20 protein-coding genes and 1 pseudogene are annotated in these 21,105 nt (G+C 53.3%); 17 read left to right on the top strand and 4 right to left on the bottom strand.

Translation table 11 applies throughout. From position 1 onward, the window contains the following. Positions 1 to 266 precede the first annotated feature (266 nt). The 4 genes from DWX75_RS11020 (at position 267) to DWX75_RS11005 (ending at position 5,107) form a co-directional block, all read left to right on the top strand. Complete coding sequence (locus tag DWX75_RS11020; protein WP_118016365.1) at positions 267 to 950, top strand: MmcQ/YjbR family DNA-binding protein; 684 nt, start codon at positions 267 to 269, stop codon at positions 948 to 950. Positions 951 to 1,020: 70 nt separating this feature from the next. Further along, positions 1,021 to 1,761: a hypothetical protein gene (locus DWX75_RS11015; RefSeq protein WP_118016364.1), complete on the top strand. Its 741-nt coding sequence runs from the start codon at positions 1,021 to 1,023 to the stop codon at positions 1,759 to 1,761. A 421-nt stretch (positions 1,762 to 2,182) separates the two neighbouring features. Continuing rightward, complete coding sequence (gene hsdR, locus DWX75_RS11010) at positions 2,183 to 4,507, top strand: EcoAI/FtnUII family type I restriction enzme subunit R (protein ID WP_118016363.1); 2,325 nt, start codon at positions 2,183 to 2,185, stop codon at positions 4,505 to 4,507. Between the two features lie 6 nt (positions 4,508 to 4,513). Continuing rightward, positions 4,514 to 5,107 carry a type I restriction-modification system subunit M N-terminal domain-containing protein gene (locus DWX75_RS11005; RefSeq protein WP_233519584.1) on the top strand — a complete coding sequence of 198 codons (594 nt, stop codon included), beginning with the start codon at positions 4,514 to 4,516 and terminating at the stop codon, positions 5,105 to 5,107. A gap of 119 nt (positions 5,108 to 5,226) precedes the next feature. Here the strand turns inward: DWX75_RS11005 and DWX75_RS11000 are convergent, their stop codons facing one another. Then, entirely contained in the window at positions 5,227 to 6,117 is an 891-nt protein-coding gene (locus DWX75_RS11000; RefSeq protein WP_158558800.1) for a LysR family transcriptional regulator, read from the bottom strand. Positions 6,118 to 6,238: 121 nt separating this feature from the next. Here DWX75_RS11000 and DWX75_RS10995 point away from each other — a divergent pair, with 121 nt between their 5' ends. The 7 genes and pseudogenes from DWX75_RS10995 (at position 6,239) to DWX75_RS10965 (ending at position 12,751) form a co-directional block, all read left to right on the top strand. Further along, positions 6,239 to 6,892: an SDR family NAD(P)-dependent oxidoreductase gene (locus DWX75_RS10995; protein WP_118016361.1), complete on the top strand. Its 654-nt coding sequence runs from the start codon at positions 6,239 to 6,241 to the stop codon at positions 6,890 to 6,892. A 16-nt stretch (positions 6,893 to 6,908) separates the two neighbouring features. Beyond that, positions 6,909 to 7,412 carry a flavodoxin gene (locus tag DWX75_RS10990; RefSeq protein WP_158558799.1) on the top strand — a complete coding sequence of 168 codons (504 nt, stop codon included), beginning with the start codon at positions 6,909 to 6,911 and terminating at the stop codon, positions 7,410 to 7,412. Positions 7,413 to 7,437: 25 nt separating this feature from the next. Beyond that, positions 7,438 to 8,184 (top strand): SDR family NAD(P)-dependent oxidoreductase, encoded by a 747-nt coding sequence (locus DWX75_RS10985; RefSeq protein WP_118016359.1) that lies wholly within the window; start codon positions 7,438 to 7,440, stop codon positions 8,182 to 8,184. An 11-nt stretch (positions 8,185 to 8,195) separates the two neighbouring features. After that, complete coding sequence (locus DWX75_RS10980) at positions 8,196 to 8,501, top strand: Dabb family protein (RefSeq protein WP_118016358.1); 306 nt, start codon at positions 8,196 to 8,198, stop codon at positions 8,499 to 8,501. Positions 8,502 to 8,524: 23 nt separating this feature from the next. Continuing rightward, the gene (locus DWX75_RS10975; protein ID WP_147671602.1) at positions 8,525 to 9,706 is read left to right on the top strand and encodes an aldo/keto reductase; all 1,182 of its coding nucleotides are present in this window, start codon (positions 8,525 to 8,527) and stop codon (positions 9,704 to 9,706) included. 691 nt (positions 9,707 to 10,397) lie between these two features. After that, positions 10,398 to 11,285 (top strand): annotated as a pseudogene (locus DWX75_RS10970) (class I SAM-dependent DNA methyltransferase); the annotation flags it as partial. Beyond that, positions 11,282 to 12,751: a restriction endonuclease subunit S gene (locus DWX75_RS10965; RefSeq protein ID WP_118016356.1), complete on the top strand. Its 1,470-nt coding sequence runs from the start codon at positions 11,282 to 11,284 to the stop codon at positions 12,749 to 12,751. The pseudogene DWX75_RS10970 and the gene DWX75_RS10965, both read left to right, overlap by 4 nt. Before the next feature lie 112 nt (positions 12,752 to 12,863). Here DWX75_RS10965 and DWX75_RS10960 read toward each other — a convergent pair whose 3' ends face one another. Further along, positions 12,864 to 13,976, bottom strand: coding sequence for a metallophosphoesterase (locus tag DWX75_RS10960; protein WP_199497606.1), 1,113 nt, complete (start codon positions 13,974 to 13,976; stop codon positions 12,864 to 12,866). Between the two features lie 151 nt (positions 13,977 to 14,127). On the opposite strand from DWX75_RS10960, the gene tnpA reads away from it, so the two are divergent. Then, positions 14,128 to 14,535: an IS200/IS605 family transposase gene (gene tnpA, locus DWX75_RS10955; protein WP_118016354.1), complete on the top strand. Its 408-nt coding sequence runs from the start codon at positions 14,128 to 14,130 to the stop codon at positions 14,533 to 14,535. A gap of 4 nt (positions 14,536 to 14,539) precedes the next feature. Continuing rightward, positions 14,540 to 15,664, top strand: a complete 1,125-nt coding sequence (gene tnpB / locus DWX75_RS10950; RefSeq protein ID WP_118016353.1) for an IS200/IS605 family element RNA-guided endonuclease TnpB — start codon at positions 14,540 to 14,542, stop codon at positions 15,662 to 15,664. A gap of 257 nt (positions 15,665 to 15,921) precedes the next feature. Here tnpB and DWX75_RS10945 read toward each other — a convergent pair whose 3' ends face one another. Next, a complete protein-coding gene (locus DWX75_RS10945) occupies positions 15,922 to 17,115 on the bottom strand; it encodes a type III PLP-dependent enzyme (RefSeq protein WP_118016352.1) in 1,194 nt (397 codons plus the stop codon). 287 nt (positions 17,116 to 17,402) lie between these two features. Then, positions 17,403 to 17,948, bottom strand: a complete 546-nt coding sequence (locus tag DWX75_RS10940) for an NADH peroxidase (RefSeq protein ID WP_118016351.1) — start codon at positions 17,946 to 17,948, stop codon at positions 17,403 to 17,405. A 370-nt stretch (positions 17,949 to 18,318) separates the two neighbouring features. Here DWX75_RS10940 and tsaE point away from each other — a divergent pair, with 370 nt between their 5' ends. The 4 genes from tsaE to tsaD are packed head-to-tail and all read left to right on the top strand — an operon-like array spanning position 18,319 to position 21,007. Continuing rightward, on the top strand, positions 18,319 to 18,801 hold the full coding sequence (tsaE, locus tag DWX75_RS10935) for a tRNA (adenosine(37)-N6)-threonylcarbamoyltransferase complex ATPase subunit type 1 TsaE (protein WP_118016350.1): 483 nt from the start codon (positions 18,319 to 18,321) through the stop codon (positions 18,799 to 18,801). Then, positions 18,782 to 19,492: a tRNA (adenosine(37)-N6)-threonylcarbamoyltransferase complex dimerization subunit type 1 TsaB gene (tsaB, locus tag DWX75_RS10930; RefSeq protein ID WP_118016349.1), complete on the top strand. Its 711-nt coding sequence runs from the start codon at positions 18,782 to 18,784 to the stop codon at positions 19,490 to 19,492. The genes tsaE and tsaB overlap by 20 nt, the downstream gene beginning before the upstream one ends. Continuing rightward, positions 19,489 to 19,944 carry a ribosomal protein S18-alanine N-acetyltransferase gene (rimI, locus tag DWX75_RS10925; protein WP_118016348.1) on the top strand — a complete coding sequence of 152 codons (456 nt, stop codon included), beginning with the start codon at positions 19,489 to 19,491 and terminating at the stop codon, positions 19,942 to 19,944. The genes tsaB and rimI overlap by 4 nt, the downstream gene beginning before the upstream one ends. A 40-nt stretch (positions 19,945 to 19,984) precedes the next feature. Next, positions 19,985 to 21,007, top strand: a complete 1,023-nt coding sequence (gene tsaD, locus DWX75_RS10920; protein ID WP_118016347.1) for a tRNA (adenosine(37)-N6)-threonylcarbamoyltransferase complex transferase subunit TsaD — start codon at positions 19,985 to 19,987, stop codon at positions 21,005 to 21,007. Positions 21,008 to 21,105 lie beyond the last annotated feature (98 nt).

Here is a 21,105-nt window from a genome sequence, read left to right as displayed (position 1 = left end):
TAAGGTGCTACCACAGGTAATTGGCCCTTATAGGGCCAGAGTAAACCACCAGTTTAACTGGTGGTTTTGATTTCATCGTTAGCGACGAAAATTCTCCTGCATTGTATCCTAGCACAAGTTGCCGCGCTTGTCTTGTGACTCAGTTGCCATTGTAAAAGCGCCCCAGAGGGGCTTAGCCCGACTATTGCAGCGTATGTCTGGCAGGACTTTGCAGCAACGCACCGAATTCTATTGTTGTGAGATTTCGTCAAAGGGGAGGAATCATCATGGAAACAATCGAAGAACATGTTTTTGCGCGGAAGCGGTGGGTACTGGAAAAAATGCTCGCTTTTGGCTTTTGCCAATCTGGGGATGGCTACGTGCTCGAGCGAAGCTTCCTGGATGGAGATTTCAAGGCAGTTCTGTCTGTGACGGAGAAGGGGAAGGTTGCGGGACGCGTGATTGACACGACCACCCAGGATGATTACTACCAGTTGAGACAGAAAAATGCCACAGGTGCGTATGTCAATACGGTCCGCGCGGCTTATGAGCGGCTTCTGGAGGAGATTGCGGCGGCCTGCTGTCAGGAGGTGCTGTTCGCGTCCGACCAGGCCAACCGTCTGACACGGTACATCCTTGAGCGTTTTCGGGTTGAGCCGGACTTCCCTTGGGAGAAAGAAGCGCGCTATCAGGCGTACGGCGTGTTCCGCCATGCGTCCAACCGCAAGTGGTTCGCCCTGATTATGCGCGTGAAGCGCGCCGTGCTCGACAAGGACGGCAATCCTGCTCTCGTCGACGTCATCAATCTGAAGATCCAGCCCGAGCACGGCGACGCCCTCCACCAGCTGCCCGGCGTCTATCCCGCCTACCACATGAACCACAAGACATGGATTTCCGTCGTACTGGACGACACCCAAACCGATGCGGCCATCATGAAATGGATTGATGACAGCTACCGGTTCACGGAATAAATGCGGGAGAGTGATGAAAGTGAGACGGGAATCTAGTCGAGCTGGCAGAATATCAAATAGGAGAGATTACATGCTGACAAGATTTTCACCGAGGACAATCAAGGCGTTGGCATCGTATGTGTATGTCTATTCTGATCCGGACACGAGGGAGCCGTTCTATGTGGGGAAGGGCAGGGGCAATCGCGTCTTTGACCACCTGAAGGATACGGCGGATACGCCGAAGGCAGCGAAAATTCGTCATCTCCTGCGTCATGGCAAGGAGCCGCTCATCGAGATCCTCGTCTATGGCCTCGACGAAGAAACGGCCCTGAAAGTGGAGGCTGCTGCCATCGACCTGCTCGGCATCGACCATCTCACCAATGAAGTCCGCGGCTTTGAGTCGAGGCGATATGGCCGCATCACGGTCGAGCAGCTGGAAGCACAGTATCATTCTACATTCCTGTGGGAAGAGGACATCGTGGATAAGCTCATGATGATCCGGATTAGTGCTACCTACAGCGACGCACTGTCGCCGCTGGAACTCTACGAGATGACGCGCGGGTTCTGGCGCGTCGATGTGGAGCGTGCGCGGCAGGCCGACTATGTGCTGGCTGTCTATCAGGGCATTGTCCGCGAAGTCTATCAGGTCGCCGACTGGTTCCCCGGCGGGGCGACATTTATGCAGCGGGAAGAAGATGGAGCATGGGCCAGGGAATGCTACGAATTTGTAGGTCGGATTGCCGACGAGCCCATCCGCCAGAGATACCGCTTGAAAAACGTCGCGCACTTCTTCCCAAAAGGATGTCAGACGCCGATACGGTATCTGCTGTGAAGGAGAAGCAGGCACAAAAATCCCGGCGCATGAGCAGTACGCCGGGATTTTTGCTGTGTATTATATCTTAGGAGAGCTTTGCGCTTCTTGAAAGAAGCTGCTAACGAAAGCCTGTACATAATATAGCATATATAGCATACTTGAGAATGAATATCAAATATAAAATTGAAAATTTTTATCAATAACCAAAAGACGCCCCGGTTCTGCTCAACCGGAGCGTCTTTTCGATTTCATCGTTAGCGACGAAAACTCTCCTGGATGGTATTCTAACACACTTTGCCGCGCTTGTCTTGTAACTCAGTCGCTATTGCGAGAGATGTTACAGTCCAACTGATGAATAAGATGTGTCCGACTACTACAGCAGATTCCCTGATGATGGTATAATAATCTAAGGAATTACGAATGGTTTGGTGGTGATCACATGGAAACGGACAAGTCTCTCTTATCGGAGGAAGATATCAAGCATCGCTACATCACGCCGGCGTTGGAGCGGGTCTGGCCAGCGTCGGATATTCGCATGGAGCTGCCGATCACGGCGGGGCGGGTCAATATCAAGGGGAATATGGAGGTGCGCGAGCGGCCGAAGTTCGCCGACTACGTGCTTTATACGGAGTCGGGACATCCGCTGGCTGTCGTCGAGGCGAAGGACAATAACCATACGATTTCGTTTGGCATGCAGCAGGCCAAAACGTATGCCCAGATGATGGACCTCCCGTTTGCCTACAGCTCGAATGGCGACGGCTTTGTTGAGTACGATTTTCTGACGGGTATCGAGCACGAGCTTTCACTCGATGCGTTCCCGACGCCTGCCGAGCTTGTCGCGCGGCTCAAGGAGGAAGGCCAGCTGACGGAGGAGCAGGTCAAGGTCATCGAGCAGCCCTTCTATGTATCGGAGGGAACGTTTGCACCGCGCTACTATCAGCGCGTAGCCGTCGACCGCACGCTCGACGCAATCGCGCGCGGCAAGACTCGCCTACTGCTTGTCATGGCGACGGGCACGGGCAAGACGTACACGGCCTTCCAGATCATCTACCGGCTGCGCAAGACGGGGCTCGGGAATAAAATCCTATACCTCGCCGACCGCAATATCCTCGTCGACCAGTCCATTCAGCAGGATTTCCGGCCGCTCGCGAATGTCATTCACAAGGTCAACTACACGGCCGACGACCCCAAGACGATCACGTCGTACGAAGTCTATTTCTCGCTTTATCATCAGCTTTTCGGCGAGAACGACGAGGAGCGCTTCCGCGAGCTCTTCCGTCCGGATTTCTTTGACCTCATCGTCATCGATGAGTGCCACCGCGGCTCTGCGAAGGCCGACAGCCGATGGCGCAAGGTTCTTGAATACTTCCAGTCAGCTATTCAGATTGGCATGACGGCTACGCCGAAAGAAACGGCCTATGTCTCGAACATCAACTACTTCGGCGAGCCAGTCTACACCTACAGCCTGCGACAGGGCATCGACGATGGGTTCCTCGCGCCATTCCGTGTCATTAACGTGCAGACTAACATCGGCGAGGGCTGGCGACCGCGCAAAGGTCAGCTCGACTTCTTCGGCAACGAGATCGAGGACCGCATCTACAACAACACCGACTACGACTATCATATCGTCATTGAGGACCGCATTCGCGAAGTCGCTGCGCGCATCACCTACTACCTGCGCCACACCGACCGCATGGCCAAGACCATCGTCTTCTGTGCCGATGAGGCCGCCGCGGAGCGCATGCGCCACGCGCTCGCCCAGCAGAACGCCGACATGATGAAGAAATACCCCAACTACGTCGTGCGCATCACAGGCAGCGACCCTTACGGCAAGAGTCAGCTCGGCTACTTCATTTCCGTCGCTTCGCCAACGCCTGTCATTGCAACGACTTCCAAATTGCTCTCAACTGGTGTTGACAGCAAAATGGTCAAACTTATCGTACTAGACGAGAATATCACCTCGATGACCATGTTCAAGCAGATCATCGGCCGCGGCACGCGCCTGCGCTACGACGAGGGCAAACGCAGCTTTGTCATTATGGATTTCCGCGGCGTCACGCGTCTCTTCGCCGACCCCGACTGGGATGGCTCCATCATCGAGGACCCCGGCTTCGAGTCGGGCGAGGGAGAAGATGGCAAGTCGACTGGCGGCAGAGGAAAAGGCGGCGGGGGAGGCAGCGGCGAGCCCGCCGTCAAGCCCTTCGTGCGCGCCGATGGCTGCAAGGTCTACACTGTGCAGGAGACGATCGCCGTCTACGACGCAGGTGGCAAGCTCTTGAAACAGGAGAACATCATCGACTACACCAAGGAGAATATCCTCGGCCAGTTTGGCGACCTCCATGCTTTCATCCACGAGTGGAACGCCGCCGAGAAGAAGCAGGCCATCGCCGATGCCCTCGCGAAGCGCGGCATCGACCTCGACAAGCTCAAGCACGCGATGAAGATGGACGATGTCGACGACTTCGACTTCATCTGTCACGTCGCCTACGACCAGAAGCCCCTGACGCGCCGCGAGCGCGCCGAGAGCGTCCGGAGGCGCGACTTCCTGAGCTGCTACAGCGGCGCCGCGCGCGCCGTCCTCGAGACGTTGCTCGAGAGCTACAAGGACCTCGGCATCAAGAACATCGAGAAGGCCGACGTGCTGCGCATGAAGGACTTCCAGAAATTCGGCACACCCGGGCACATCGGCAAGCTCTTCAATGGCAAGAAAGGCTACGAAGAAGCCGTGCGCGCCCTCGAACAAGAACTATACAAGGCAGGTTAAGACAATATGGCAACAAATCTAGGCGGACTCGTAAAACGGCTCCAAGACATCATGCGCAACGATCCCGGCATCAACGGCGACGCCCAGCGCATCGAGCAGATCATCTGGGCACTTTTCCTCAAGGTCTACGATACCAAGGAAGAGGACTGGGAGATGGATGAAGACGACTATAGGTCCATCATCCCCGAGCCCTACCGCTGGCAGAACTGGGCCCACGACGACGGCACGGGCACGGCCTATACGGGCGAGGAGCTCCTCGATTTCGTCAACGACCTCTTCACCGTGCTCAAGAACCTCTCCATTACGCCCGACATGCCCAAGAAGAAGCGCATCGTCAAGACGATGTTTGAGGAGACGAACCAGTACATGAAGGACGGCGTCCTGCTGCGCCAGGTCATCAACGTCATCGACGATATCAATCTCGAGAGCTACGACAACATGCACGCCCTCGGCGACATCTACGAGACCATCCTCAAAGAGCTGCAGTCGGCAGGCCGCGCTGGTGAATTCTACACACCGCGCGCCGTCACCGACTTCATGGCCGACCGCATCGAGCCGCACCTCGGCGAGCGCATGGCCGACGGTGGGAGTGGACGGTAGCATGATGGTGGTGTTCCGGGATAGGACGGGGATGTCATATTGACTGTGCAATCCAATGATATTTTCTATCTATCCAATCTTAAATTTAGGAAAAGTAATTCACTACATTCATTTTGCAGTCATGGTGAAATTTTCAGCACTTGCTTCAATATGGAAATAAATCCTGCTGCTTGAGGCAACGGTTTTAACGCAAATATGATTCCCGTGGGCGAAGAAAAATCCCACTCCACATCGATGGTGCGAAAGGCAGATGACATGATTTTGAAACTCTCTCTTGTAAGCAAAATATCATGCGGATGTTCCATAAAGGTGTTCGCCGTATAGAAAGCTGCCAGAGGTTCCGTACGAATGTTTGGATAAGTTTTCTCTATGAATTTGCAGAGTTTGTCCACCGCAGGTGATTCCCTTGGAGGGGTTAGGATGGTGAGGTGGGAAAGGTCGGCAAGTGTCAGGATTTCCTTCTGGCTCAAAGGATGGGAAAAGGGAACCGCTAGTTTGAATTTTTCTTCCCCTAACTTAAATACACAGAAATTTTTGTACCATTCCTTCACATCGTAGGGGGAGGTTATGCAGTCGAACTCTGTACCCAGGACAGAGGACAGCCACTTCGCATTGAATTGATTATCATCGAAAGGAATGATCTGTAGGGAGAAATTTCTTTGTAGCAATTCCGAATCCTGCCATAAAGCTGTCAATAAAGTTGCAGGACGCATCATAGAGGCTCCTACCCGAATCCGCACCTTGTCCTTGGCAGAAATGGCTCTTACTTCTGCCATTGCTTGGTCAGTTTGTTTTTTTATGGCGAGAAGTTTGGTTTGCAGCATTTGTCCGGCACGGGTCAGAGATACCCCACGGTTTGTTCGCACAAAGAGCACAGCTTTGACTTCGCCTTCCAGCTCATTCATCTGATTCATCACCGCAACCGGGGAGACAAAAAGTTTTCCTGCAGCCTTGGAGAAACTGCCTGTCTCTGCCACGGCAAGGAATGTCATGTAAATTGAAGCAATCAATTGTAGCACCCTCTTTTGCATTAAGTCTAAGTTGATGCCATATTAACTTATTTCCCACTTCCCGTCAATGTTCCCGGCTGCTATACTGTAATCATCAAGAACAAAGGAAGTGGAGAATAAGATGGACAGAACAATGATTCTGATCGGTGCAGGCAGGGGCCTTGGAAATGCCGTGGCAAGGGAATTTGCCTCCCACGGTTTCCGTGTGGTCTTGGTAGCGAGGAATGAGGAGCGGCTGAGAGACTATGTGAATGAACTTCGTCAGCAGGGGTTCGAAGCGGACTTCAAAGTGGCTGACGCCTTTTACCCGGAGACTTTGACGAAAGCAATCCAGGAGACAGCAATGGAATACGGAACCCCTGATGCGTTGGTCTACAATGTGGGAATCACAGTGCCGGACGGCAGCAGGGAAATCACCAGCCAGATGCTGATGGAAAGGTATCAGGTGGACGCTGCCAGCGCATATCATTCGGCAATGGTGGTGGCAACAGCAGAATTTGCGGAGAAAAAAGGTGCCATCATCTTCACCGGAGGCGGCTTTGCCAAGACTTTCCAGCCAATCCTTTCCCTTAAACCACTCTGCATTGACAAGGCAGCCCTGAATGCCATGAACATCGTGCTCCACCATGAGCTGGAGCCAAGGGGAATCTTTGTGGGAAGCGTCCTCGTCAGCGGTGTGATAACTCCCGGAGATGCGCGGTATGACCCGGCCAGGATTGCCAAAGAATATTGGAAGATGTATGAGGAGCGGCAGGAATATCAAGTACTTTACTAAGATGGGAGGCGATAGAATGTCAAAGGATTTGGTGGTATTTTATTCATGGGGTGGCAACACCAAGGCCGTGGCCGAATACATCGGTCAGAAAACAGGGGCGGAATTGCTGGAGTTGAAAGTCAAGGTTCCTTATCCGAGGGATTACCGTGCCTGTGTCAACCAGGCTGGCAAGGAAGGAAAGGCTTATGAGCCGGAACTTGCTGTCAGCGTGCCGGATTTGAGGGGCTATGGCAGGATTTATGTGGGCTCCCCTTGCTGGTGGGGCACCATTGCAAATCCCGTGAGAACATTCCTGCATCAAAACAATCTCACAGTCAAGACTATCGCGCCCTTTATGACCCACGGGACAAGCGGTCTGCACATAGCGGATATTAAAGGTCTGTGCCCTGATTCCAAAATCCTGGAGGGGTTGGGCATATACAACTGCTATCAGGTCAGCACCACGGTGGACAAGCCTGAGAATATGGGAGATTTCCATCCTCTGGTGGATGCCTGGCTGCAGAGAATCAATTTGCAATGATGAAATTTAGAGAGGAGCATGCAACGTGAAGGGATTTGAAGATAAAGTAGTATTGGTCACCGGCGGCGGAACCGGCATTGGCCGCGGCGTTGCCCGGCGGTTTGCCTCAGAGGGGGCGAAGGTTTTCCTTGTGGGCCTTGACGAAGAGGAGCTCAAGGAGTCGGCTGCCTTTGATAGCAAAATGGCATATATGGCGGGGGATATCACCAAGGACGAAACCCTTGACAAAGTAACTGCGGAGATAAAGAGCCGCTATGGCAGACTGGATATTTTGGTCAACAATGCGGGCTGGGCCCCAGTGACTCCCCTGGCCACCGTGAAGATGGAGGAATACGACAAGGTATTTTCCATCAATGTCCGCGCCCTGGTCAATATGACCATCCATGTCCTCCCGCTCTTGAAGGAAAGCCGGGGCAATATCATTAATATGTCCAGTGCCGTATGCGAGAATCATCTGCTGAATATGTCCATGTATGCCGGGACAAAAGCGGCAGTGGAAATCTTCACAAAGATCTGGGCCAAGGAACTGGCCAAAGACGGGGTGCGAGTGAATGCCCTCAGTATCGGCTCCATTGAAACGCCCATCTACGGAAAGACCGACCTCTCGGACGGCGACATCCAGGAGCATATTGAGAAAGTCACCGCCATGATACCCCAAGGACATTTTGGCAAGCCGGAAGATGTGGCAGCGGTTGCGGCCTTCCTCGGCTCAGAGGAAGCGAGGTTTGTCACTGGCTCCATCTATGGCGTGGACGGCGGACTGGGAGCATAAGGAGAGATAACATGATACGGCATATCTTCATCGGAACCTTCAAAGATGATATCAGTGAGGACATCAAGCAGAAGGAACTGGCCGATATGAAGGCCATGAAAGAGCAAATTCCCGGCATCGTGGATTTGAAAATCGGTTTCAGCACTGGCTGGGCTGGCACACTGAACCAGATTGTTATGACCGTGGATTTTCGGAGCAAGGCAGATTTCGATGTTTATATGAAACATCCTTACCACATGGATTACATCGACAAGACCGGCACGGAGTATTTCGACCGTTCCACCTTCGCGGCGGCGCAGTTTGAATTCGAGGATTGACAGACCGGGGTTGGGATTTTATCATGGAAGCAGCAATACAAAGCGATAGGAGGCAGAGGAACATGGCAAAGGGAAATCTTGGCTTTGGTTGGATGCGATTGCCGCTGAAATCCGGCGATACGGGTGACATTGACCATGGGCTGGTCAAGAAAATGGTGGACGAGTATATGGCGGCAGGTTTCAACTATTTTGACACGAGCTTTGTCTATCACGACGGAAAGAGCGAGAACGCCATCAAGGAGTGTCTTGTAAAGCGCAAGCCCAGGGACAGCTTCCTCCTGGCCTCGAAACTACCCACCTTCATCATCAAGGAGGAGCAGCAGGTAGTGGATATTTTCCGGCATCAGTTGGAGAATTGCGGCGTGGATTATTTTGACTACTTCCTGCTGCATAACCTGAACCTTATCCGCTATGAGAGGGAAGTCAAGTCCTGCCGTATGTTCGAGCACTTGCAGGAGTGGAAGAAGGAGGGAAAAATCCGCCATATCGCATTTTCCTTCCACGACTCCGCCGATGTGCTGGACAAAATCCTGTCAGAACACCCAGAGGTGGAAGCGGTTCAGATCGTGGTGAATTATTTCGATTGGGAGGCCAGCTTCATCCAGGCACGGAAGTGCTATGAAACCATTCGGAAGCACGGACGCCAGGTCCTCATCATGGAGCCGGTAAAGGGCGGTCTTTTGGCAAAGGCACCGAAAGAGGCCGAAAAACTCCTGAAGGGGGCGCAGCCCGAGGCATCCATCGCCTCCTGGGCTATGCGTTTCGCGGGAGAGCTTGAGGGCGTACTTGCCGTGATCTCCGGCATGTCGAATCCGGAGCAGGTAAAGGATAATATTGCCACCATGCAGAACTTGAAGCCCCTTTCGGACAAGGAGAGGGAATTGCTGCGTAAAGTTGTCCGCATCTACCATGCCAGTGGCCCTGCCCAAATGTCGGATTTCTCCGCCTATGAAAAAATAAATCCCCGCGGCATTTCCGCAGCCGCCGTTGTGGAGACATGGAACAGCTGCCTGCTCCAGCCTGTGCCGACCTTTGCCGCCGAGCAGAATTATTTCAGCACCGAGAAGGCCAAGCATAAAATTAAAATGGATGAACCGTGTTTACCAGAAAAAATCATGCTGGAAGACGGAACGGATGCCACAAAATTGGTCAAGGAAGCCGAGAAATTCCTGACGGAAACAATGTTTTTCAAGTATGACGTGTAGGGAAGAAAAGGCTTCTATGCGGAAAAAATGATAGTCTTACAAATCGGCAAATTGGAACATTATAAATTCGTGAGTCAATAAGAAGGGGGGTGCAAAATCCCCACCGAGGGGGTGCAAATGCACCCCCCTTCTCTTTTTCTCAAAGCCTTGTCCCGTACGGCTTCAGAGGCATACTCGTTTAACGATAGGCAGGGGGGTGCAAGGGGGTTCATCGTTAATCGAGTATAGGGGGTGCATCGTTATTTTGTATCAAAATTAGCGGTAAAGGGGAGCTTCGGGATCAGGATCTCATCAAGGAGTTCGATGCCAGGCTGTGGGGCAGCCTGGTGGATTTCATCACAGTGTACAGCAAAGATGATATCCGGGTGACCTTCAAGGACGGGACGGAAATCAGAGCATAAAAAAGTCAGGGCAGTTTGCCAACTGAATGGCAGCTGCCCTGACTTTTTTATATTGCTTTTAACTGGGCGCGCAGTCTGGCTTCCGCTTTGTGATAAATGGTATCCAGAATATCCGCGTCATCTAAGCCCATGATATCAGCTCCTTGTTGTAGATTCCTTTTGTTCCAGTATACCATGATGGCGCAGATTTGTAAGGAAAAGAGTGAACCTGCCTATGCGCACGGGGGTGTTCAAAATCCCTGCTATCGTTCGATTGTATCAAATACAGACACCTTTGAGACTTCGCCTGCGGCACCGGCGGCTTCCTCGTTAGCTGGCTGCGCGAACTCGAGAAGCAGATCGCGGCGCCCGACGACCGCGCCCTCTGGAACCACTCCGTTTACGGCATCGAGAAGAAGCAGTTCCCCTACATGCTCGCCATCACCAACCTGCTGCTGCACGGCGTCGACAACCCCGACATCGACCACGGCAACAGCCTGCTTCACGACGTCCTCGACTACACGGAGAAAGACAAGTTCGACAAGATTCTCATGAATCCGCCGTACGGCGGCAGCGAGAAGAAAGACGTCATGAGCCACTTCCCCGACGACCTCGCTGACAGCGAGACGGCCGACCTCTTCATGAGCGTCATCCTCTACCGGCTCAAGCAGGGGGGCCGCGCCGCCGTCGTCCTGCCCGACGGCTTCCTCTTCGGCACTGACAACACGAAAGTCAACATCAAGAAGAAGCTCATGGCCGAGTGCGACCTGCACACCATCATAAGGCTGCCCGGCAGCGTCTTCGCGCCCTATACGAGCATCACGACGAACATCCTCTTCTTCGACCGCACACACCCGACTGAGAAGACCTGGTTCTACCGCCTCGACATGCCAGAGGACTACAAGCACTTCAGCAAGACAAAGCCCATGCGCCTCGAGCACTTCGACCCCGTCAAAGCGTGGTGGTCAGACCGTCAGGAAATCCTCGAGGGGGACTTCCCCAAAGCCAAGTGCTACACCATAGACGAGATCGCTGCAGGTGGTTACAATCTCGACCTCTGCGGCTTCCCGCACGAAGAAGAAGAGATCCTCGAGCCCATGGAGCTCATCCAGAAGTATCAGGAACAGCGCAAATCCCTCAACGACGATATCGATAAAATCCTTGCCCGCATCATCGCCAAACTGGAGGAAAACGCATGAACGCACAAGACCTCAAAAACAGCATCCTCCAGCGCGCCATCGAAGGCAAGCTCGTGCCACAGCGCAAAGAAGAGGGCACAGCCAAAGAGCTGCTCGCCGAGATTCGCGCCGAAAAGGCAAGGCTCGTCAAAGAAAAGAAAATCAAGAAAAGCAAGCCATTGCCAGAGATAACGGATGACGAAAAGCCATTTGATATTCCGGATAGCTGGGAGTGGGTGAGATTAGGAGATATAGGGGCATTAGTACGTGGTTCAGGGATTAAGCGAAGCGAAACGACTGATGAAGGAAAACCATGTGTGCGTTACGGAGAACTTTACACTACATATCGTACACGATTTTCTGCTGTGATGTCCCATACATCAGAAGAAGTATTCAATAAGAGCAAAAAAGTTCATAAAAACGATATATTAATGGCCCTGACTGGTGAAAACAAATGGGATATTGCTCTTGCTGTCGTTTATGAAGGTGAAGAAGAAATTGCTATGGGAGGCGATATGACAAAGTGGGAATATCATGGTATGAATCCTATTTACCTTACCATGGTAATTAATTCTCCATATGGTATCGCATGCAAAAGAAATATGGCCACGGGAGACATTATTGTACATATCTCAAATAACAAACTTTCAGAGATTGCATTGCCAATCCCTCCTCTTGCTGAGCAGTGCAGAATTGTTGCTAAGATTGAAGAACTCCAGCCCGATATCGATGCCTACGGCAAGGCCCAGACCAAGCTGCAAGCCATCGAGCAACACTTCCCTAATGATATGAAAAAGAGCCTGCTCCAATACGCTATCGAAGGCAAACTCGTGCCCCAGCGCAAGGAAGAGGGCACTGCCAAAGACCTGCTCGCCGAGATCCGCGCCGAGAAAGCAAGGCTCATCAAAGAGAAGAAAATCAAGAAAACCAAGACCCTGCCTGCCATCACCGATGACGAAAAGCTATTCGATATCCCCGATAGCTGGGAGTGGCTTAGATTAGGTGATATCGCTACAATTGTAACAGGTGGTACACCTAGCAAAAGTCAACCGCTATATTATGGAGGTGAGTTCCCATTTTATAAACCAGTAGATATACAAGATAATAAATATCTAAATACTCCAAAAGAATTTTTATCAACTAAGGGAAAGGAAAAGGCTAAATTTATTCCTAAAGGGTCAATAGCTGTTAATTGTATTGGTAATATAGGAAAATCAGCCATTTTACCTCATGATGGCACTACGAATCAGCAAATAAACTCGATTTGCTATTATATCTACCCAAACTATTTATACTGGTTTTGTCAATCTATAATATTCATTTCACAATTGAAGAAGGTTTCTTCTATGACAACCATACCAATTGTAAATAAAAGTAAAGTTGAGCAATGTATGATACCACTGCCTCCCCTTGCCGAGCAGCACCGCATCGTTGCCAAGCTCGAGGAACTCCTGCCGCTCTGCCAGCAGCTCGCCCACCATCCCTGATTGCCGCTATAGCCGACTGCTCCGCATCCAAGGCAGAAGCGACAACGTCCATACATAGCACCAAACAGAAAACGCCATCGGAACGCAATGATTCCGATGGCGTTTTTCAGGTTTATGCTTGCCGTTTCACGTAGGCCAGGACGATTTCGGGGGCGGGGCCCAGGCGGAAGAGCTGTCCCCAGGCGCCGTAGCCGCTGGAGACGATGGCCAGCAGAGAGCCGAAGAAGGCGGCTCCGTAGTCGAGCGCGAAGATGCGACGGGTGACCAGGCGGTTGGGCCAGAACTGGCCGGCGTGGGTATGGCCGGCAAAATAGAGGCTGGCGCCGCGGGAGGCGGCCTGCTCGATGCGCAGGGGTTCATGTTCCATGACGATGTGGAAGTCCTCTTCGTCGAGCTGCGGGAATTCCGCATGCGGGGCGATCATATAGTCTTCCATGCCCGTCAGTGTGACGCCGGCGGCCAGGCGTGCCGTCTGGCCGCGCAGGCAGTGGATGCCGTATGAAAACAAGCGATGCTGTTCTTTCCGGAGATCCAGCCCGTACGTGTCGTGGTTGCCGAAGACGGCGTAGACGCCCCACGGGGCCTTGAGGCCATCGAAGCCGGAAAAGCTCTTGTCCCAGAGCACGTATTCGAGGTTCCCGTCGATGAGGTCGCCGCCGAGCAGTACGAGATCCGGCTGCAGGGCCATGAGATCGTCGCGCAGTTTGCGCGCAAACGGGGCACCGAGTACAGCGCCCAGATGGATGTCGCTCGCAAAGGCCACGGAGAAATCGCGTTCAATCGGCTTTGTCGTCGTCAGCTGCACGCTGCGCACGATGGGATGACGTGCGCGCCGGGCGCCGATGAAGAGCAGCATCAGGATGACCAAGAGCATGCCCCGCCCGTAGAGAACGGCGAAGACGTCATGCCACCAGGCAAGGGTGAGGCCGAAGGGCTGGAGCAGGCAGATGAGCCAGACGATAAACGCCGGCACCAGCAGCATCGTTGCATAATAGCCGTAGACGAACCAATAGCCGCCAATCCTGGCTAAGAATCGCGTCATAACGAGCGGCAGATGGCGGGCGAGGATGTTTGGCACCAGGTAGACAAAGGGCAGCATGAGCATCATCAGCAGCAGCCAGCCGGCAGGTATCGGCAGTGCCCAGCGCAGGAGCAGCCACTGTCCAAGTCCCGAAAGTTCTCCCAATCCCCACAAGATCCAATAAAATTGATAACGGTGTTTCAAATCATCACCTCAGTTTATCAGAAAGCGCCGTAAACCCCCTAACTTTAGTTATGGGAATATAAGGCGCGTCCGCCGAATTTACGTAAGTAATTGAAGGCGGACAATTACTTTAAGTATTGTATTAGCTAAGATTATATAGTATAATACAAATATGAACAGAGTATATCATTCAAACCACAATATTGTATATTCCTGTAAGTATCACATTGTTTTCTGTCCTAAATATCGTCGAAAAGTGCTCGTGAATGGCGTGGACGTGAGATTGAAGGAGCTCATACATTCCATTGCTGACGAAAATAACTTTGACGTCATTGAAATGGAAATCATGCCAGATCATGTGCACCTGCTGCTGGAAGTTGACCCACAGTTTGGTATCCACAAAGCGGTGAAGACAATCAAGGGCAAAACGTCGAGGGTACTAAGACAGGAATTTCATTGGCTGACAACGAAACTGCCGACACTTTGGACAAATTCGTATTTCTGTTCAACGATTGGCGGTGCGCCGCTCGAAATCGTCAAGCAGTATATCGAAAGCCAAAAGACATCGCAAAGGAAGTGAGAAAATGGAAACGTACACGCTCGGCTATAAATTCCGCATCTATCCTAACAAGACGCAGGAAGGTCTCATCAACCGCACGCTCGGTTGCGCACGTTTCGTGTTCAACCACTTCCTCGCGGTCAGGCGCGACGAATGGAAGGCTAATCACAATTCACTGACCTACGTCAAGACAAGCAAGTTGCTCACCGACCTCAAGAAACGCGAGGAAACTGCATGGCTTTCTGAAGTGGACAGCATGGCATTGCAGGAATCCCTGCGGAATCTTGACCGTGCCTATGAGAACTTCTTTAAGAGGCGGGCAAGATACCCGCGCTTCAAGTCGAAGCATAATCACAGCCAGTCCTACCGGACGCGCAACCAATCGAACGGCATCCGCATCGTGGAAAATCGTATCAAGCTGCCGAAAATTGGCCTTGTGAAAATCAAGCAGAGCCGTGCTTTTGAGGGCAAGATCCAGAGCGCTACGGTCAGCCGCACAGCGTCTGGGAAATATTTCGTTTCCCTTTGTGTCGAGACAGACAAAACGATGTTGTTCCGTCCGAACGGTGGAAAGCAGATTGGCATCGATGTCGGATTAAAGGCGTTCTGCTTGGATAGCGACGGCAACGTGATACAAAGCCCGCGCCCGCTGAAAAAGCTCCAGCGCAAGCTGCGCAGAGCACAACGCCGACTTTCCCGCAAGTTGCCGAAGTCCATGAACCGGGACAAGGCACGTGTTCGTGTTGCTCGTGTGCATGAGCGCATCGCAAACATCCGCAGGGACTTCCTGCACAAGTTGTCCACGCGGCTTGCCCGTGAAAACCAAACGGTTGCCGTGGAACACCTGAATGTCAAGGGGATGCTACGAAATCACAGACTTGCAAAGTCCATTTCCGATGCAAGCTGGAGCGAAATTTTCCGTCAGCTCACGTACAAGACGGAACTGCATGGCGGTGAACTGCTGAAAGTGGATACCTTTTACCCGTCGAGCCAGACATGCTCTGTCTGTGGCTATCGGAACCCGCTGACAAAGAATTTGAGTGTCCGCGAATGGGACTGCCCGGGGTGTGGAACGCATCACGACAGAGACGTGAATGCTGCGAAGAATATCCTGCGCAAAGCGTTGGAAGACAAATCTAAAACGGCGTGAACAGAAATAAAACGTACCGTGGGACACACGGGAACTCACGCTTGGGGAAATCGTGTAAGACGCCAATTCTTCGGAGGCGGCGCAGTGATTGTTGAACCAAGAATCCCCTGCCTTCAGGCATGGGGAGTGTCAATTGCTGCATATTAGATAGAAGAAACCTCCAGAGATCACTTCTCCAGAGGTTTTCTTTTTTGATACTACGGTATCACGTTTAGCATATTTTGTCTATGGCTTTTCTGATGGACGAATGGTCTGGCTCAAGACAGTGAGACGAGACGTTTTTCTTCTCCCGTAGATTCGCTCTGCTGGTGCTCGGTGAAGAGTTCGTCCTGCTCTTCATAGACGAGGACAGGGGCAAGCGCGAAGCCGTTGAAGCGTGTGGCTGATACCGTCGTATAGGCGCCCATGTCGCTCACGAGCACTTTGTCGCCAATCGCAAGCGTTGGAGCCTGGAAATCGCGGTAGAGCACGTCGATGCCATCGCAGCTCGGCCCCGCAAATATGGAGGGAACTTTTTTCCCGTGTCCGAAGCAGTGCAGGGGATACGTCCAGTGATCGAAGAGGATGCCCGAGAAAACGCCGTAGATGCCTTCGTCGAGGATGTACCAGGGCGTCTGTCCGCGCCGCTTCGTGCCGATGACCGAGGCGACGAGGTTCATGGCCGTGCCGCAGAGATAACGGCCTGGCTCCGTCCAGACTTGCGTATCCGGGAAAAGGCGATCAAGCTGGCGGTTGATGGCTTCCATCATCGCGGCGAGGTTGACGGAGAGTCCGTCTGCCGCCGGGATGGGGAAGCCCCCGCCGATATCAAGGTCGGTAAGATGCATATGGAGGGCTTCAGCCTCATCGAAAAGACGCCGGGCAACGAGCAGGGCTTCTTCGTAGGCTGCCGTCGAAAGAGACTGGCTGCCCACATGGAAGCATATGCCTGCTGCGTGGAGTCCGGCCCGCTCCGCCGCCTGCAGCAGAGGCAGGGCTTCCTGCACGGGTGCGCCGAATTTCGTATTGAGGTCCACGAGTGCTTTCTGGTTGTGAACCTGGATGCGCACGAGTACGTCGGCACCGGGAACGAATTTTGCAAGTTTCGGGATTTCACTGGCATCGTCGAAGGTGAAGCGGCGGATGCCGAGGCGCGCGGCTGTCTCGAGTCCGCGGCGGTCGCGCACAGGGTTCGCATATATCATGCGGTCGCCCGTGACACCAACGGTTTCAAGCATCTCCATTTCACCAGCTGAGGCGACATCGAAATGCGAGCCGAGAGCGGCGAGGCGTTTCAAGACGCCACTGTGCGGATTGGCCTTGACGGCGTAGCAGGTCTTGGCCCTCGGCAGATGCCTGGAGAGGAAGCGGTAATTCTCCTCGACCTTGTCGAGGGAGAGCACCATGAATGGTGTCGGCTGCTTCCTGGCCAATTCGTTCATTTCGTTTTCGTTGAGGATAAAGCTTCTCATAACACAACCCTTCCTGTAGATGAATCTTGAAAAAATCTTCTCGTCATAGGCGAAACGGAGCAAACCCCTGCGGCTTGCTCCGTTGCAATTCCTAAAGACAACGTCAGTATAAAACTTTTTGTCTGTTTTTTCAATAGGGACAGGCCGTTTTTTGAAGTATACATTATATACAGGAAACAGGAATTTTTATACAACAGGCGTTTGGTATGAAAAAAGAGGACGCCACATCGTGACGTCCTCTTCTGGGATATGTGTATGTCTTTGGATGATTGGTATCCTGTGTTGGATTATTTGCCGAAGTAACGGTCGAACAGGCCCTTGAATGCGCGGCCATGACGAGCTTCGTCCTTTGCCATCTCATGAACCGTGTCATGAACAGCATCGAGGCCAAGCTGTTTTGCGAGCGTTGCGAGCTCTTTCTTGCCAGCGCAAGCGCCGTGCTCTGCATCGATACGCATCGTGAGGTTCTTCTTCGTGCTGTCCGTGAGAACTTCGCCGAGGAGCTCTGCGAACTTGGAAGCATGCTCAGCCTCTTCGAATGCATAGCGCTTGTAAGCCTCAGCAATCTCCGGATAGCCTTCGCGGTCTGCCTGACGGCTCATAGCGAGGTACATGCCGACTTCGGAGCACTCGCCCGTGAAGTTCTGGCGGAGACCCTCGATGATGCGCGGATCAACGTCCTTGGCAACGCCGACGCGATGCTCGTCAGCAAACGTCAGCTCACCGCTCTGCTCGACGAACTTGGAAGCCGGTGCATGGCAAATCGGGCACTCAGCCGGAGCTGCTTCGCCTTCATAAACATAACCGCAGACCGTGCAAACAAACTTTTTCATAATCAAAAACCTCCTAAAAATATAGATACACACATGATTACTAGTTAATGGGTACCAGATTCTTTTTTGTTCATCTGGTGTTGCTCACTTGCTATGCTTTGATTATACGGCATAGCGGAGGAAATAGAAATACCGGTATAATGTGATTTAAGAAGATTATATGTAAAATACTCCATTATTCTCTTTAAATCTACACGATACACATTTTATCAAATAAATTATTAACGGATAATAATTATCTAATTTAGAGAGAACGGCAATTGGGACTAGGCTACTTTCCTGTGTCGTGATATAATGATAAATTAGATTCGAATGATTTTTATCATTGAGGTGTTTCGTTCTTTAATAAATAGGAGAGATTATAAGCGACATGTTTACCTGTACTACGAATTCTCCCGAGGAGACTGCCCATTTGGCCGAGCTGGTCGGGCAGAAAATCAGGGAGGGGACCGTGCTGGGACTCGAAGGCGACCTTGGCGCCGGCAAGACACTCTTTGTCCAGAGCCTTGCGCATACGCTGGGGGTTGAGGGCGAGGTGACAAGCCCGACGTTCAATCTCATGAATGTATATGAAGGGATTTGCCCCATCTACCATTTCGACCTCTACCGTCTGGAGACGGAGGATGAGCTGGAAGACATCGGTTTCTACGAATATACAGAAGATCCTGAGGGCATCGTGGTCATCGAATGGCCCGATAAATTCCCGCAGTGCATGCCGGAGGATTACGTCGAGGTGCGCATCGAGCGCATGGGGACGGAAAGCACAAAGCGCCGCTTCACGTTCGCCAGCGTGGGAGAGCGCAATCAGGAGTTCATAAAGGAGTTGGAGTCATTTGTCTATCTTAGCCATTGATACGGCGACGCAGGTGTCGAGTGTGGCGGTTGCTTCGGCTGATAAACTGTCGGCCGAACTCACGATGCAGGCACGCCTGACGCATTCCGAGACACTGATGCCGCATATCGAGCAGGTGCTCAGGATGGCCTCGGTCAAGAAGGAAGAGCTCGAGGGCCTGGCTGTCAGCATCGGTCCGGGCTCGTTCACGGGGCTGCGCATCGGCCTGGCAGCGGCCAAGGCCATGGCGTATGGACTCGATCTGCCGATTGTCGGCGTTTCAACGCTCAAGGCACTGGCGTACCATTATCCGGTGCCGGGCGTGCGCATCGTCAGCCTGCTCGATGCCCAGAAGGGCAATGCCTATGTTGAAAGTTACGAATGGGAGAAGGGCGAGCTCGTCACGAAGCAGGACGTCACGGTCCTGCCGGTCAAGGAGATCGTTGCGGCTTGCGGCGAGACGGGAAAACCGACAGTGCTGCTCGGTGACGTGGCGGCCCGCCGCATCCGCGGGCGCATGGAGCTGCCAGCCGATGTAACCGTTGCGCCGCCGTACCTCGTCATGCCGCGCGCAGCCTGCGTGGCGGCGCTGGGCCTGGCGGAGCTTGCCGCCGGCCGCCGCGACAACATCATGGATATGGAGCCCATGTACATCCGCCGCAGTGAGGCGGAGGTTCTCTGGGAGAAGCGTCATCCGGAGGCGGCGAAATGAGTGTGCCGCTTGACTTGCATTTCCGCGAGATGGTACCGGATGATGCCGATGCCGTGGAGCTTGTCGAGAAGGCCTGCTTTGCCATCCCGTGGTCGCGTGAATCGTTCTGGCGAGAAGCGGCCAATGAGAACACGAGCTATACGCTGGCACTCGACGGGAAGCGTGTTATTGGCTATGCGGGCTGCTGGATTTCTTTCGAGGAAGCCCAGATCACGAATGTGGCCATCCTGCCCGCATACCGCGGACAGGGCGTGGGCACGCGGCTCATGGCGGCTGTCATCGAGGCGGTCAAGGCGCGCGGTGTTACGGCCATGACGCTCGAGGTGCGCCCGTCGAATGCGCCGGCCCGTGCGCTCTATGCCAGGTACGGCTTTGAGGAGGCCGGCGTGCGGCGTGGCTACTATCATGACAACGGCGAGGATGCCATCATCATGTGGAACACGAAATTGTGATCGCTGTTCTGGCTGAGTGCAGCGATGAGGAGAGATTATTTTGGAAAAGGAAATCCTGACTTTAGGGATCGAGTCGAGCTGCGATGAGACGTCGGCAGCCGTGCTGCGCGGCGGGCGGACCATCCTGTCGAATATCATCTCGACCCAGATTCCCATTCATCAGAAATTTGGTGGCGTCGTGCCGGAAATTGCTTCGCGCAAGCACATCGTCAACATCATGCCGGTCATCGATGAGGCCATCCGGCAGGCGGGCGTGACGCTGCGGGATATCGACCAGGTGGCCGTGACGTATGGCCCGGGGCTTGTCGGTGCGCTGCTCGTCGGTGTTTCGGCGGCGAAGTCCCTGGCCTTCGCCCTCGACAAGCCGCTCATCGGCGTCAATCATCTGGAAGGCCATATCTTCGCGAATTTCCTGTCCTCGCCGGAACTCGAGCCGCCGTTCATGGCACTCGTCGTTTCGGGCGGTCATACGGCGCTCGTCGATGTCCGTGACTACAACCGCTTCCATCTGATGGGGCAGACGCGCGACGATGCGGCCGGCGAGGCCTTTGACAAGATTGCCCGCGTCATGGGGCTGCCGTATCCGGGCGGCCCGCGCATCGATGCCCTGGCCAAGGAAGGCGATCCGCTGGCCATCGATTTCCCGCGGGCTCTCGAGGAGAAGGGAAATTATGAATTCAGCTTCAGCGGCCTCAAGTCGGCCGTGCTCAACTACATCAACAGTGAGAAGATGAAGGGGCATGAGCTGCGCAAGGCGGATATCGCTGCGTCCTTCCAGCACTCAGTCGTTGAGGTGCTCGTCGGCAAGGCTTTTGCTGCCGTGAAAGAGGCGGGCCGCGATACGCTCGTGCTGGCCGGCGGCGTAGCGGCCAACAGCGGTCTTGAGGCAAGGCTGCGCGAGCGCGCAGCTGCCACGGGCGTGAAATTCCACTACCCGAGCCGCGTCCTCTGCACGGACAATGCGGCGATGATTGCCTGCCGCGGCTACTATCAGGCAAAGAACGGGGAGTTCAGCGATTTGTATCTCAATGCCGTTCCGGGGCTGGGATTGGAAGAAAAATAAATACAGGATGATGGATAAGGTTGCTGGTATCAAGGAAATACTTGATACAGCAACCACTTTTTGTGCGCCGATTAGGCATGACAAAACCCCCAGTTCAA

Origin of the sequence: Mitsuokella sp. AF21-1AC (assembly GCF_003458855.1) — a bacterium.
In the GTDB taxonomy this organism is placed as follows: Bacteria; Bacillota; Negativicutes; order Selenomonadales; family Selenomonadaceae; genus Mitsuokella.
This window is presented reverse-complemented; position numbering and strand designations above follow the sequence as displayed.

Coding starts and splice junctions, on each gene's coding strand:
- DWX75_RS11020 (WP_118016365.1), top strand. CDS start 267: ATGGAAACAATCGAAGAACATGTTTTTGCGCGGAAGCGGTGGGTACTG.
- DWX75_RS11015 (WP_118016364.1), top strand. CDS start 1,021: ATGCTGACAAGATTTTCACCGAGGACAATCAAGGCGTTGGCATCGTAT.
- hsdR (WP_118016363.1), top strand. CDS start 2,183: ATGGAAACGGACAAGTCTCTCTTATCGGAGGAAGATATCAAGCATCGC.
- DWX75_RS11005 (WP_233519584.1), top strand. CDS start 4,514: ATGGCAACAAATCTAGGCGGACTCGTAAAACGGCTCCAAGACATCATG.
- DWX75_RS10995 (WP_118016361.1), top strand. CDS start 6,239: ATGGACAGAACAATGATTCTGATCGGTGCAGGCAGGGGCCTTGGAAAT.
- DWX75_RS10990 (WP_158558799.1), top strand. CDS start 6,909: ATGTCAAAGGATTTGGTGGTATTTTATTCATGGGGTGGCAACACCAAG.
- DWX75_RS10980 (WP_118016358.1), top strand. CDS start 8,196: ATGATACGGCATATCTTCATCGGAACCTTCAAAGATGATATCAGTGAG.
- DWX75_RS10975 (WP_147671602.1), top strand. CDS start 8,525: ATGGAAGCAGCAATACAAAGCGATAGGAGGCAGAGGAACATGGCAAAG.
- DWX75_RS10965 (WP_118016356.1), top strand. CDS start 11,282: ATGAACGCACAAGACCTCAAAAACAGCATCCTCCAGCGCGCCATCGAA.
- tnpA (WP_118016354.1), top strand. CDS start 14,128: ATGAACAGAGTATATCATTCAAACCACAATATTGTATATTCCTGTAAG.
- tnpB (WP_118016353.1), top strand. CDS start 14,540: ATGGAAACGTACACGCTCGGCTATAAATTCCGCATCTATCCTAACAAG.
- DWX75_RS10945 (WP_118016352.1), bottom strand. CDS start 17,115: ATGAGAAGCTTTATCCTCAACGAAAACGAAATGAACGAATTGGCCAGG.
- DWX75_RS10940 (WP_118016351.1), bottom strand. CDS start 17,948: ATGAAAAAGTTTGTTTGCACGGTCTGCGGTTATGTTTATGAAGGCGAA.
- tsaE (WP_118016350.1), top strand. CDS start 18,319: ATGTTTACCTGTACTACGAATTCTCCCGAGGAGACTGCCCATTTGGCC.
- rimI (WP_118016348.1), top strand. CDS start 19,489: ATGAGTGTGCCGCTTGACTTGCATTTCCGCGAGATGGTACCGGATGAT.